The organism is Ruegeria sp. H4 (assembly GCF_056533065.1).
This window is the reverse complement of sequence record NZ_JBQFOC010000001.1, coordinates 1,813,153-1,826,009: the sequence shown is the minus strand read 5'-3', so window position 1 is coordinate 1,826,009 and position 12,857 is coordinate 1,813,153. Positions and strand designations below refer to the sequence as shown.

10 protein-coding genes are annotated in these 12,857 nt (G+C 54.2%); 5 read left to right on the top strand and 5 right to left on the bottom strand.

Annotation, left to right across the window (positions count from 1 at the left end; all coding sequences use genetic code 11):
• Positions 1–473: 473 nt before the first annotated feature.
• From ACR0KG_RS09105 to ACR0KG_RS09085, 5 genes are all read right to left on the bottom strand, one after another.
• Entirely contained in the window at positions 474–1,370 is an 897-nt protein-coding gene (locus ACR0KG_RS09105; RefSeq protein WP_480827074.1) for an EamA family transporter, read from the bottom strand.
• A gap of 58 nt (positions 1,371–1,428) precedes the next feature.
• Positions 1,429–2,052 carry an NAD(P)H:quinone oxidoreductase gene (gene wrbA / locus ACR0KG_RS09100; RefSeq protein WP_480827073.1) on the bottom strand — a complete coding sequence of 208 codons (624 nt, stop codon included), beginning with the start codon at positions 2,050–2,052 and terminating at the stop codon, positions 1,429–1,431.
• 106 nt (positions 2,053–2,158) lie between these two features.
• On the bottom strand, positions 2,159–3,046 hold the full coding sequence (locus ACR0KG_RS09095; protein ID WP_480827072.1) for a LysR family transcriptional regulator: 888 nt from the start codon (positions 3,044–3,046) through the stop codon (positions 2,159–2,161).
• 1,334 nt (positions 3,047–4,380) lie between these two features.
• Positions 4,381–4,782, bottom strand: coding sequence for a helix-turn-helix domain-containing protein (locus tag ACR0KG_RS09090; RefSeq protein ID WP_480827071.1), 402 nt, complete (start codon positions 4,780–4,782; stop codon positions 4,381–4,383).
• Between the two features lie 139 nt (positions 4,783–4,921).
• Positions 4,922–5,377 carry an Lrp/AsnC family transcriptional regulator gene (locus ACR0KG_RS09085; RefSeq protein WP_170554944.1) on the bottom strand — a complete coding sequence of 152 codons (456 nt, stop codon included), beginning with the start codon at positions 5,375–5,377 and terminating at the stop codon, positions 4,922–4,924.
• A gap of 115 nt (positions 5,378–5,492) precedes the next feature.
• Here ACR0KG_RS09085 and ACR0KG_RS09080 point away from each other — a divergent pair, with 115 nt between their 5' ends.
• From ACR0KG_RS09080 to ACR0KG_RS09060, 5 genes are all read left to right on the top strand, one after another.
• On the top strand, positions 5,493–6,692 hold the full coding sequence (locus ACR0KG_RS09080; protein ID WP_480827070.1) for a methionine gamma-lyase: 1,200 nt from the start codon (positions 5,493–5,495) through the stop codon (positions 6,690–6,692).
• Positions 6,693–6,706: 14 nt separating this feature from the next.
• The gene (locus ACR0KG_RS09075; protein WP_480827069.1) at positions 6,707–9,079 is read left to right on the top strand and encodes a 1-deoxy-D-xylulose-5-phosphate synthase N-terminal domain-containing protein; all 2,373 of its coding nucleotides are present in this window, start codon (positions 6,707–6,709) and stop codon (positions 9,077–9,079) included.
• A gap of 612 nt (positions 9,080–9,691) precedes the next feature.
• Entirely contained in the window at positions 9,692–11,110 is a 1,419-nt protein-coding gene (locus tag ACR0KG_RS09070; protein WP_480548056.1) for a circularly permuted type 2 ATP-grasp protein, read from the top strand.
• A 2-nt stretch (positions 11,111–11,112) separates the two neighbouring features.
• Positions 11,113–12,054 carry an alpha-E domain-containing protein gene (locus tag ACR0KG_RS09065; protein WP_480543940.1) on the top strand — a complete coding sequence of 314 codons (942 nt, stop codon included), beginning with the start codon at positions 11,113–11,115 and terminating at the stop codon, positions 12,052–12,054.
• 3 nt (positions 12,055–12,057) lie between these two features.
• Positions 12,058–12,855, top strand: coding sequence for a transglutaminase family protein (locus tag ACR0KG_RS09060; RefSeq protein WP_480548058.1), 798 nt, complete (start codon positions 12,058–12,060; stop codon positions 12,853–12,855).
• The last annotated feature ends 2 nt before the right edge of the window (positions 12,856–12,857 follow it).

Sequence of the window (12,857 nt, the reverse complement as noted above, 5' to 3'; positions counted from 1 at the left end):
ATAAAATTATAGCAAGCTCGTTCTCGGGATGCGCAACCTCAGACAAAAAGTTTCCACATCCCGAGGTGCCGGAACTGACCGAGCAATCGGGAAACTCGCCAGACCTACTGAAGGGCTTTCTAGAAAGCACATTAGGTTACCGTCTGCAGTCACAGGTAGCAATCGTCCCCATGGACCAGACAACTGTCATGCTTTCGCAATCAAATTGGGTCACCTGAATTTTGCCAATCACAGAATGATACATGCACGCTGAGCGTGTTCAGCGTTTGGTTTGTTGTTCCAAAATGCCAAATCGCTAATGGGAGTTTTGGACCATCCAAACGCTGTGGCGCCAGAACCCATCCCCTTTATCATGCGCCGGGAAACCTAGGACATCGATATTGTTGGGCTCTGGCGAACGGTCTAAAGCGAAGCGCTGAACCATTCCTCACTCACTTGAGTGATCGGGCCCATTGTTTGCGAGTCAGCACCCATCAGACAGATCCAGCTGTTGCTGGTGTCCATTTTTTCAAACCCGAATTGCCCCTTCGACTCACGCTCTGGCCGACCACAACAGAGCCAATAACTATGGCTGCTCCTATAGACTGAGTGAGGCTAAGCGTTTGTCCCAAGTATAACCAGCCGAGCACGACAGCTGTTACAGGACTCATCATGCCGAGCATCGAGACTGCACTGGGCTCCAGGCGCGCAATGCCACGAAACCAAAGAGCATAGGTTGCTGCAGCACCAATCAAGCCAAGCCAAATAAGGCCGGCGACATTTGTCGCGCTGAGCGCAGGGAGAGGCGGCTCAAGGAACAGTGCGACTGGCAGCAGTATCAAACCACCGGCTGTTAATTGCCACGCTGTGAAACTCAGCGCCGAGACCGGAGGTTGCCATTTCCGACTGAGAACAGTGCCAGCAGCCATTGACGCGGCTCCTCCCAAACCCGCTGCTATACCGATCCAATCAAGTTGTGCTTCTGGTCCGATCAGCAGCAGGGAAACGCCCATTACGCCAGTCGCGGCGGCGCCGAGAGCACCAAGTCGGATTGGGGTTCCCAGCCAACCCCACGCCATTAAAATCACGATCATCGCTTGCAACGATCCTAGGGTGGCGGCCACACCACCGGGTAACCTATACGCAGCAACGAAGAGGAGCACCCAGAACAGAGCGAAATTGAGGCTGCCTAAGACGAAAACTCGACCAAGCCATTCGCGTGGTGGAACGCGGCGCGTCACTACAAGCAACAACAAGCCAGCAGGCAGTGCTCGTAACGCAGCTAGGGTAATCGGATAGCCAGCCGGGAGCGCTTCGGTAGTTACCAGATAAGTGCTTCCCCATACCGCTGGGGCGAGTGAGGTGAGAAGAACATCGGTTGAGCGTGACATAGTATGTCTCCCGGCTAAGGCGTTTGAGAATTTGAGTGAGACGTCAGAGGCGCGCGGGTTACGCTGCTTCCGCTTGGAGGTTTGATCCAACGAGGCACGCTGCAATCCTTGCAACATGAGCGCCCTGGAACCGCGCTCCGGCCAGGTCAATTTCGGTAGGTGTGCGGGAACCATCAGCACCGGCGATCGTTCCGGCACCATACGGTGCGCCGCCAATGATATCTTCTGATGTAGTCTGGCCAGCAAATGTGTAGGGCATTCCGGCAATCAGCATCCCAAAGTGTTGAAGAGGGACTTGCGTTGTCAGAAGGGTGGCCTCGTGCCCGCCATGTTGCGAACCTGTTGATGCAAAGACCGCTCCGACCTTACCAACCAGTGCATTCCTGGCCCAAAGCCCTCCCGCCTGGTCAAGGAAGGACTTCATTTGGCCAGCCATCATGCCAAATCGGGTCGGTGTTCCAATGATGATTGCATCGTAGTGTTCTAGATCAGCCGGCAAGGCGACAGGCGTATCATCCACGACATAGCCAGCCTGCTGGCGGACTTCCTCAGGGACAGTTTCGGGCACACGCCGAACGTCAACTTCGGTGCCGGGAACACTTCTGGCACCGTCAGCTTCGGCATCGGCCAATGTGCGGACGTGGCCATAGCTTGAATAGTAGAGAACGAGAATACGTGACATAAGGAACCTCTCAGGGCTGTGACTTGTTCCCTAAGAGAATGGAATTTGTTCCGCCGCCAGTTAAGTCGCGCTCTTTGACATCACTCTTAACCTGGATTGAATAATGTCACGACCTGAGCGCCCGACGCAGATGATCAAGAAAGGCTGTGACCTTTGCATCCATTCCCAAGCGAGATGCTGTAACAGCGAATACTTCCGGCGCAGGCAGTTCGTGGTCAGGAAGAACTCTCACCAAGGCCCCGCTGGCTTCAGGAGCATCAGAAACGAACTCGGGCAGAGTTCCGATACCCTGTCCCGCTATCAGCAGATCGCGCAATACGAGGCTGTTGCCGACCCGCACGCGCGGATCAAGCTCTAGTGCTGTGACACCTTCAGCGGCCGAGAGCTTCCAGCTCGTCAAATGATCTGCAAGCAAAAAGCCGATGATTGCGTGGTTTTTCAGATCCGCCGGCTGGGTCGGCGTCCCGCATCGCTCCAAATAGTCAGGAGATGCAAATATTCTTTGCCGCATCACGCCGATCCGTCGAGCAACAAGTGCCGAATCCGGCATGGCAGCGCGGATACGTATCGATAAATCGAACCCGCCCTCGACCATATCGATCACCTTGTCGTCCATCGAAAGAGTAAATCGCAGATCTGGATAGGTTTCCAAGAACTCTGGAAGCATTGGTGCGATAACAGTTTGGCCGAAGGAACTTGACGCATTCACCCGAAGGTGCCCACGCATCGCTTTTGAACCTTCCCTAATGGTTTGCTCCGTTTTTTCGACTGCGTCGAGGATTCCAATTGCGTCCTGGTAATAAAGGCTGCCGGTGTCGGTCAGTGACATGGATCGGGTCGTTCTGGTCAGTAGGACGGTTCCCAGACTTTCTTCCAGAAGCTTGATTTCTCTGCTGAGAAGCGCAGGAGAAACACCAAGGTCTTCCGCCGCACGGGTAAAGCTACCGCGTTCAACGATACGGCGAAAAGCTTGCATGACTGACAGTTTGTCCAACTCCAGGCCCCCGAGCAGTTTTTTGAGCCGCCCAGTTGGGCGTAACGAACTGCAAGTTATACGACTGCGTCACTGGTGCGAAGGGGCGACGCGCCTGTGGTGCTGGCGTTGATCTCCGGGCGGTTGTCAGGAAACAATCATCGGTCTATTTTCGTCGAGGCTAGGAGTTAGTGGCAATGGCAAAATCTAAGAATCCGCATACACCGAAAAACGTTCCAAGCCGGTCGAACAATGAAAAGTCGGATCGCCCTGTCGAGAGCAGGCCCATACCAGTTAGCGACGCTGTTAGTGAGCCAACTCTACAGGAAAGACTCATGGCGATTGCAAAAGATGCGGAACGACGCCTCAAGGGTTCAATGAAGCTGCTCTCCTGAAGTCGCAATAGGATCTTCCAAAGGAATAACAGCACATACAATCGAAGCACTGCCTTCTTTACGCTGCACCGCAAGTTACCGGCTCTCCAATGAGCGCATAGAAGCAACGGAGCATACAAGAGGTCTGGTAAACACAAGCGCAAATTGGGTGCCGCCGCTGAGCACTACATCCTACGATTACCCCTCTACACACGCGCATCTCTTCTCTCTAGGCACACACGCACCTCTTACACGCATTCTCTCTATCGGTCGCTCTTTAGGGTGCTCTTACGTGTGTCCGTTCTCTTAGGGTGTTTCTCTCTAGGTGCATCTATTTCCTGTCTATGAGCAATCGTCGGTATTTCGTCTCCGGAGTAGCTCGAAATACTGCCTGGCCTGATCGGGTGTGTTTGCTCTCTATGAGGTTTTGTCTCAGGAGCTCTCTACGCTGGCCTGAGCTCTATCCTTTCTCTTACGTGTGTCTGGTGTCGTCTGGCCTGTGTTTCGCTCTCTGGTGAGCTTTTCTGGCCTTGGTTCGGATGTGTTGTTTTCAGAGAGCCATGTTTTATTGGGTTTCTCTGGTTCAAAGGTTTACATTTTGGTCTGAAAAACCTGATTCCGGTCCAGATTTGTCAACTTAATGTAAACTTAGTGTAAACCTTTTGGCCTGATTTGAGGTGTTTTTTAGGTCGAAAGGTTTACATTCCGTCGATCCCGGGAAGGCGAATGTAAACCTTTGTCAACCTTGTGCAACCTCAGTTCAATCAGCGAGGGACCCGGCGAGGCAGGGTTCACCAGCCATTCCTCGCCGCAATCTCGAAAACCCATTCCATTTTTCTTTGTGAGGTCGACAAAGGCGCCTCAATAGCTGCACTCTCTGTAAGGTAGGTTCAGGATCTCTGCCGTTGCTAACGTCGCGCAGGAACCGCAACCAGGCGCGCTCATTCAATGTCAGGACATCTTTCTGGTCATACATGGCTCCTACCTCCCGAAGATAGTCTTGATCGCCGTCTCTGACCGGCTGGTCAACCGAGGATCGGTGTTGTTGGAGGCCTTGCGTATTGCTTTCAGCCAGCCAAGTTCATTCGACGTGATAGGTTCTCCGAACACCTCGACGACTGCCTCGGCTGCAGTCAGGCCGATCGACTGCTCAATTGCGAGGCGCATAAGGTAGGCAGCGTCGCATTCCAGAGCTTTCGCCAAAGCCGGGACGCGATCCAATGCTACCTTGGAACCACCCTGCTTGATCATCGTGATCATGTTCGGGTTGACGTATCCCACCTGCGCCGCGATCTCGGCTTGGCTCTTGGTAGGTTTCAGTTCGAGCACCCTCCGTTCGACATACTTCGCCATCCGGGTGTCTCCATACGGTTTGTTTTTCATCGCTATCCTCTCATAAGTGATGCAGCACGCGCTGCATGTCTTTGATATAGCGACGGTGAGAATGGGAAATTGCGGAGGAAAAAATCAATCAACTAAAATGTTTAGCCGATTGGCAACGACTCATTCTAACTCGGCCCATCTATCCGGGCGGAAAAACAGCGGTCTTTTTCACTGTTCCATAGACAAAGCTGGTATCGATCGAAGCTATCCCACCGATCGGATGAATTCGGTGACGAATAAATTCCTCGTAGGCCTCGAGATCCGATACCAAAACCCGCAACTGATAGTCCATCGCCCCGGTCAACACGTGGCATTCAAGAACTTCATCAATCATCCGAACACGCTTTTCGAAGTTCTGAACGTCCGTTTCATTGTGTCGCTCTAACCGGATACGAACGAAGACGGTAATGGCCATCCCATACGCGGCAGCGTCAACGTCGGCGCTGTATCCCTTTATCACTCCGTTGGCTTCAAGGTTTTTGACCCGACGCAAACACGGTGAGGGAGACAGGTTCACTTCGTCGGCAAGATCCTGGTTCGTCATGCGCCCGTCCCGCTGCAGCGCTCGAATAATCTGCCTATCCTTAGCGTCCATTTCACCCTCTTTCTTGGCAGATTATGCCAATATTGCCGATCAAGTTGGCATATTTAGCAACCATTAGCTCAATGTAAAGGCGCAAACTGGCTCCAACATGATTCAGGAGCTTGCAATGACTCGTTCAACCGGATTTGCCACCCGCGCCATTCACCACGCTTACAACCCACTGGAAAATGATGGTGCGCTGACACCACCGCTGCATTTGACGTCCACGTTTACCTTTGAAACCGCAGAGGCTGGTGGAGAGATGTTCGCCGGCGAGCGTGAAGGTCATATCTACAGCCGCATTTCGAACCCCACATGCGACCTTCTTGAACAACGCATTGCCGTGCTTGAGAGGGCCGAGGCCGGGTTAGCTCTATCAAGCGGCATGGGGGCGATCACGGCAGTGCTCTGGACGCTGCTGTCGCCAGGTGACGAAGTTATCGTGGACAAAACGCTCTATGGCTGCACCTTCGCCTTCATGCGCCACGGTTTGGCGAAATGGGGTGTTACGATCACGCATGTCGACATGACAGATCCTGAGAACTTGAAAGCGGCCGTTTCTGACAAAACCCGCGTTGTCTATTTCGAAACACCGGCCAATCCGAACATGCGCTTGGTGGACATCGCCGCCAGCGCAGAGATTGCGCATTCGGTCGGTGCGACGGTTGTCGTCGACAACACTTATGCCAGCCCGTATCTGACCCGCCCGATCGAGCATGGTGCAGATATCGTTCTGCACTCCGCTACCAAATACCTGGGCGGACATGGCGATGTTGTCGCCGGTCTGGTTGTCGGAACTGCCGAACAGATTGCTGAAATCCGCCTTGTTGGGATGAAGGACATGACAGGTGCAGTGATGGCTCCTTTCAACGCAATGTTGATCCTGCGAGGGCTGAAAACACTAAACCTACGTCTGGATCGTCACTGTGCGTCCGCCAAGGTCGTCGCGGAATTCCTCGAAGCGCACCCCGCCGTCGGTGAGGTTTATTTCCCCGGTCTTGAGAGTTTCGCCCAGCATGATGTCGCACAGCGCCAGATGTCCCAACCCGGCGCTATGATTGCATTTGAAATTAAGTCCGGCCTGTCCGGTGGGATTGAGTTCATGAACCGCCTGAACATGATTCAGCGCGCAGTGTCCTTGGGCGACGCGGAAACACTGATCCAGCACCCTGCATCTATGACGCATTCGACGTATACCCCAGAAGAGCGGGCCGAGCATGGGATCAGCGATGGCCTGATCCGCCTGTCCGTCGGGCTGGAGGATGTCGAAGATATCCTTGCAGACCTAGAACAGGCTTTGCCCTACCCTGCTCGCAGCGCCGCCTGAACCCGGAGACCGCCATGCACATTGATCCCACCCAACTGAAGATCGTCGAACAGCGCCTGCTGTGGTTGTCTCATTGGATGATCCACCATGCCAACCATGTCCGACCAAAGGTGGATGGGATCAAGATCGGTGGCCATCAGGCTTCGTCTGCTTCGATGGTGTCGATCATGACCGCGCTCTATTTCTCGGCCTTGCGTCCAGAAGACCGGGTTGCAGTCAAACCCCATGCCTCGCCAGTTTTTCACGCGATGCAATATCTCATGGGCAATCAAACGCGCGAGAAGATGGAGAATTTTCGCGGGTTCGGGGGTGTGCAAAGTTATCCCAGCCGGACCAAGGATATCGACGATGTTGATTTCTCGACCGGGTCAGTGGGTCTGGGTGTCGCGATCACCTCGTTTGCCTCAATCATTCAGGATTACATCAGGGTCAAAAGCTGGGGTTCAGATGCGCCAATGGGTCGTATGGTAGCCCTAGTAGGCGACGCCGAGCTGGATGAAGGCAACGTCTATGAGGCATTACAAGAAGGCTGGAAAAACGACCTACGAAACACGTGGTGGATCATCGATTACAACCGACAGTCGCTGGACGGTATCGTCCGGGAAGGACTGTTTGAACGGATCGAGAAAATCTTCGATGCGTTCAGTTGGGATGTCGTTCGTGTCAAATATGGGGTTCTTCAACGCGCGGCCTTTGAAGAGCCCGGCGGCGACCGACTGTGCGACTGGATTGATGCTTGCCCCAACCAGGATTACTCCGCTTTGACTTTCATGGGTGGTGCGAATTGGCGACAGCGTCTCATGGACGATCTGGGGGATCAGGGGGATGTGACCGCTCTGATCGAAAGGCGCACGGACGCGGAGCTCGCGGCCCTTATGGAGAACCTCGGCGGCAACTGCGTCGAGACCATGGCCCAGACATTTGCCGCCATCGATCATGATCGCCCAACGTGCTTCCTAGCCTACACCGTCAAAGGATGGGGCACCCCCATTGCGGGCCACAAGGACAATCACGGCGGGCTGATGAACAATAGCCAGTTTGCCGCGTGGCAGTCGCATATGGGTGTGCCGAAGGGCGAAGAATGGGAGCCGCTTGCAACAGTGCAGGACCCAGAAAAGCTCAAGGATTTCCTTGCAAATACGCCTTTCTTTGCCAAGGGTCCGCGCCGCTATTTTGATGGCAAGCTGGAAGTGCCGCCAATCGAAATCGACACCAGCCGCGAAATCTCGACCCAGATGGCGTTTGGCAAGATCCTTGACGATCTGTCCAAAGGCGACGGCCCAATGGCCGAACGCATAGTGACGACCTCCCCAGATGTGACAGGCACGACAAGCCTTGGTCCTTGGGTGAACAGGCGCAAGCTATTTGCCCGATCCGAACAATCCGACGCCTTCATAGAACACCGTATCCCTTCGACGGCGAAATGGGAATTCACGCCCGAAGGGCAGCATATCGAGCTTGGTATCGCCGAAATGAACCTCATGTTGCTTCTGGGAGCGGCGGGTCTGTCGCATTCCCTGTTCGGTAAGCGGCTGATCCCAATTGGCACCGTCTATGATCCATTTGTCAGCCGCGGCCTCGATGCGCTGAATTACGCCTGTTATCAGGACGCGCGCTTCATGCTGGTTGGCACACCATCGGGCGTTACATTGGCCCCCGAAGGCGGAGCGCACCAATCCGTTGGAACACCGCTGATCGGGATGAGCCAAGACGGGCTGGCCGCTTTCGAACCCGCCTTTGCCGACGAATTGGCAGTGATCATGGAGTGGGCCTTTGATTACATGCAGCGCGACGGCGAAGGACAGCCCGACGAACGCACATGGCTGCGCGATGAAACTGGAGGGTCTGTTTACCTGCGCCTGACCACCAACCCGATTGAACAGCCCGGCAAACGTGTCGACGGTGAGTTCCGCCATGGCGCCATCGATGGGGCCTATTGGCTACGAAAACCCGGGCCCAATTGCGAAGTTGTAATTGCCTATCAAGGAGCAGTCGCGCCGGAGGCAATTAAGGCCGCCGGTATGATTGGCGAAGGCCGTCGCGACATAGGTGTATTGGCCGTGACATCGGCAGATCGCCTGAATGCCGGATGGACCGCCGCTCAACGAGCACGTTCGCGTGGTAATCGAGCGGCACGCTCTCACATCGAAACCCTGATGTCCGACCTTCCGCCACACTGCAAGCTTGTCACCGTTATCGATGGTCATCCTGCAACTCTATCCTGGCTCGGGGCAGTGCTTGGACATCAGACTATTCCCATGGGCGTCGAGCATTTTGGTCAGACCGGAACAATCGGCGATCTATATCGCCACCACTGCATTGACGCAGACGCTATTCTGGAGAAAGTGAATGGGCTGACCCATGGCAGGGCTCTTCACCGTGCATAAGTGGGCTGGACCTGGGCAATAATGTAGAGAACAAACTAGCACTGAGCATAGACCAAGAAAACTAGCGGACCATGTAGACAGTGCTCTTAGGTTCAATGAACCTGCCGAACCTGAACTTGGCTGGTTTGATTGGCGATAACGCGCGGAAAACAGGGCTCCTTTGACTAAAAATCAATAACTTGGCCCTCTGCACCGGTCTTCGGGAGGCAGGGGTCGGAGGTTCGAATCCTCTCACTCCGACCAATGGAACTGGATCGTTACCCTGCTATCTAAGTGATGCTGTCCTCACTTTGCCCGCAGTTTTGGTTCGCAGTAGGAGGCAAAACGATAGCCCGGTATTCAAGTTGTTCTTCGACCTTGATCAGCTACAGGTACGCGGAAACGCCTAAGTGCGACACAAGGTGAAACGCAGCCTGCCCAGCAAACCCTTTAAATGGCTCCGAACCTGAAAAGGTTCGGAGCTTTGCGATTGCCCCAAGCACTTCCAACTAATGCGTTTCTAAGAACTTCACGTCATTCAACCAGCCCGAAAATTAGACGTTCCGATTGAGCGGATCAATCAAACGCGTGTGAATAGCTTGAACATTCTGGCTAGATCGTGAAACTTCTCTCATGAGTGAATATTTTGATGAGATGTTCAACGGCGACGGATCGCTGAGAGGTCCGTATGAAGAAATCGGCCGTTGGTTCAACGCTGAAGACGCATCAAGATTGCGGGCTAAACAGCGCGAAGCCGAAGAAGTTTTCAGGCTGACAGGGATCACTTTTAACGTTTACGGCAAAGCCGAAGCTGAGGAACGGTTGATCCCATTTGATATCGTGCCACGGGTCATTTCCGCGCGGGAATGGCAACGGCTGGAACGCGGCATCGAACAGCGGGTCCGCGCGATCAACGCTTTTCTCCACGACATTTACCACCGTCAGGAAATTGTCCGGGCCGGGCGCGTACCGGCTGAGATGATTGCCGGAAACGAAGCGTTCCTCCCGCAGATGCTTGGCGTCTCACCACCCGGTCAGGTCTATACGCATATTGTTGGTGTCGATTTGGTGCGAACCGGTCCGGATGAGTTCTTCGTGCTGGAAGATAACGCGCGCACACCGTCCGGGGTGAGCTACATGCTCGAGAACCGGGAAACGATGCTGAAGATGTTTCCCGAACTCTTTAGCGCCACAAATGTTCGGAACGTTTCCGACTATCCACGTAGTCTCAGGCGGTCTTTGGCGGCCTGCGCTCCAACTTGCGCAGAGGGTGAACCCACTGTCGCGGTCCTGACACCCGGCATATATAACTCGGCCTATTACGAGCACGCGTTTCTCGCGGATCAGATGGCTGTCGAGTTGGTCGAAGGGCATGACCTGCGCGTTGTCGACGGGCGCGTCTGTATGCGCACTACGAAAGGCTACAAGCCTATCGATGTTCTCTATCGTAGGGTCGATGACGATTTCCTGGATCCGCTGAACTTCAACCCCGATAGCGCCTTGGGCGTGCCGGGTATTCTGGACGTTTATCGCGCAGGCGGTATCACAATCGCCAACGCGCCTGGAACAGGCATTGCCGATGATAAGGCGATCTATTCCTACATGCCCGAGATCGTAGAGTTCTACACAGGCGAAAAGCCTCTGCTTCAAAATGTTCCCACCTGGCGCTGCAGCGAGCCCCAGTCTCTGTCCTACGTGCTAGACAATCTGTCCGATTTGGTCGTGAAAGAAGTGCACGGGTCTGGCGGCTACGGAATGTTGATCGGTCCAACGGCCAGCAAAAAAGAGATTTCGGCTTTCCGTGACAAACTCAAATCGCGGCCAGCAAACTATATCGCCCAACCGACATTGTCGCTTTCGACGGTTCCGATTTTCGCACGCTCTGGGCTGGCGCCCAGACATGTCGATCTGCGACCGTTCGTCTTAGTGTCTCCCGAGGGGATCAAAATAACGCCTGGCGGTTTGACCCGCGTGGCGCTCAAGAAGGGATCGTTGGTCGTGAACTCAAGCCAGGGCGGCGGGACCAAAGACACCTGGGTTCTGGAGGACTGACCATGCTGGGAAAAACTGCCGGTGGGCTGTTCTGGATGGCTCGATATCTGGAGCGTGCTGAAAATACGGCCAGACTGCTTGAAACAGGGCAAAGGATGGCTTTGACCCGCACCAAGAACTCAGCCGAGGAATGGGGCTCGGTTCTGAAAACAGCCGGAGTTCTGGATGGGTACCATGCGAAATACGAAGACATCTCAAAAGACAATGCTGTGGATTGGATGCTACGCGATGCGGATAACCCATCTTCGATCAAGTCGGTGATTAAACAGGCACGGAACAATGCACGCCTCGTTCGAACTGCCCTGACACATGATGTCTGGAGTGCGGTAAACTCGACCTGGATGCAATTGGATGAGGCTATGAAGCGGCGCGTGAATGAAAGGGATTTGCCTGCGACGCTGGAACTTATTCGGCATCAGGCGGCCTTGGTCCGCGGGGCAATACTGGGGACTATGTTGCGCAACGACATGTTCGACTTCGTTCGCCTCGGAACGTTTGTCGAGCGCGCCGATAACACAGGGCGCATTCTGGATGTGAAGTATTACGTACTTCTGCCTACCGCCTTCTCGGTCGGTTCATCACTGGACAACATCCAATGGGAAAGCATCTTGCGCTCGGTAGGTGCTGGCGGCGGGTACCGAATGACCCATGGCGACAAAACACGGCCTTCTGATATAGCGCAGTTTCTGATCCTGGACCAACGTATGCCACGCAGCCTTCATTTTTGTTGCAGGAAACTGCAAGAGAACCTGTCCTATCTGAAGAAGGACTATGGCTTTGCCGGACCTTCGTGTGAGGCATCAAATGCTCTCTACGAAAAATACCTAGATCAGAAAATCTCCGATATCTTTGAGCTTGGCCTCCATGAGTACATTCAAGATTTTCTTAACGATCTCGTTGGCTTAAGCCGTCAGATCGAGATTGATTACCGGTTTTACGAGTAGCCAATGAAACTGCACATTCGACACGAGACACGATACGATTTTGACGCGCCAGTTCCCTTTGGTCTGCAACAGCTGAGGAAGACACCAAAGTCATTCCGAAATCAGAACATTGAAAGCTGGAACACCGAAATCACAGGCGGGCGCAAAGAACTGACATTTGAAGATTGCCACCGCAACACTGTGGAATTGATCAGCTTCGAAGCCAATACCCAAAGCATTTCGTTGATTTCCGAAGGCGTTGTCGAGGTGGAAGACACCCATGGCGTGCTGGGGCGTCACGAAGGATCCACACCATTATGGCTTTTCGAAAGAAGCACCCCGCAGACGACGCCAGGCAAAGGCGTTACCGACTTGATCAGAGCGTTGCCCGAAGGTGAACCGCTAGAACAGATGCATGCCCTGTCTGAAGGTATTCGAACTCGGGTCGCGTACGAGATTGGAAGCTCGCATCCGGGCTGGAGTGCGGAGGATGCCCTCGATGCTGGACGCGGTGTGTGTCAGGATCACACGCATATTTTCATTACCTGCGCGCGACAGATCGGTCTGCCAGCACGGTATGTATCAGGCTACCTGATGATGAACGAGACGGAACTGCAGGACGCGACCCACGCCTGGGCCGAAGTGTATCTGAACGGGCTGGGTTGGGTCGGGTTTGACGTTTCAAACGGAATATCCCCTGATGATCGTTACGTACGTGTCGCAACCGGTCTGGACTATGCACAAGCCGCACCGGTAATAGGGAACAGAATAGGGACAGCAGGCGAGCAATTGACAGTGCAATTGCAAGTCGCACAGCAGTAACG

Excerpts from the sequence above, each read along its gene's own strand:
- ACR0KG_RS09060 (WP_480548058.1), top strand. The coding sequence starts at position 12,058 with ATGAAACTGCACATTCGACACGAGACACGATACGATTTTGACGCGCCA.
- ACR0KG_RS09080 (WP_480827070.1), top strand. The coding sequence starts at position 5,493 with ATGACTCGTTCAACCGGATTTGCCACCCGCGCCATTCACCACGCTTAC.
- ACR0KG_RS09105 (WP_480827074.1), bottom strand. The coding sequence starts at position 1,370 with ATGTCACGCTCAACCGATGTTCTTCTCACCTCACTCGCCCCAGCGGTA.
- ACR0KG_RS09065 (WP_480543940.1), top strand. The coding sequence starts at position 11,113 with ATGCTGGGAAAAACTGCCGGTGGGCTGTTCTGGATGGCTCGATATCTG.
- ACR0KG_RS09085 (WP_170554944.1), bottom strand. The coding sequence starts at position 5,377 with ATGGACGCTAAGGATAGGCAGATTATTCGAGCGCTGCAGCGGGACGGG.
- ACR0KG_RS09090 (WP_480827071.1), bottom strand. The coding sequence starts at position 4,782 with ATGAAAAACAAACCGTATGGAGACACCCGGATGGCGAAGTATGTCGAA.
- ACR0KG_RS09070 (WP_480548056.1), top strand. The coding sequence starts at position 9,692 with ATGAGTGAATATTTTGATGAGATGTTCAACGGCGACGGATCGCTGAGA.
- wrbA (WP_480827073.1), bottom strand. The coding sequence starts at position 2,052 with ATGTCACGTATTCTCGTTCTCTACTATTCAAGCTATGGCCACGTCCGC.
- ACR0KG_RS09075 (WP_480827069.1), top strand. The coding sequence starts at position 6,707 with ATGCACATTGATCCCACCCAACTGAAGATCGTCGAACAGCGCCTGCTG.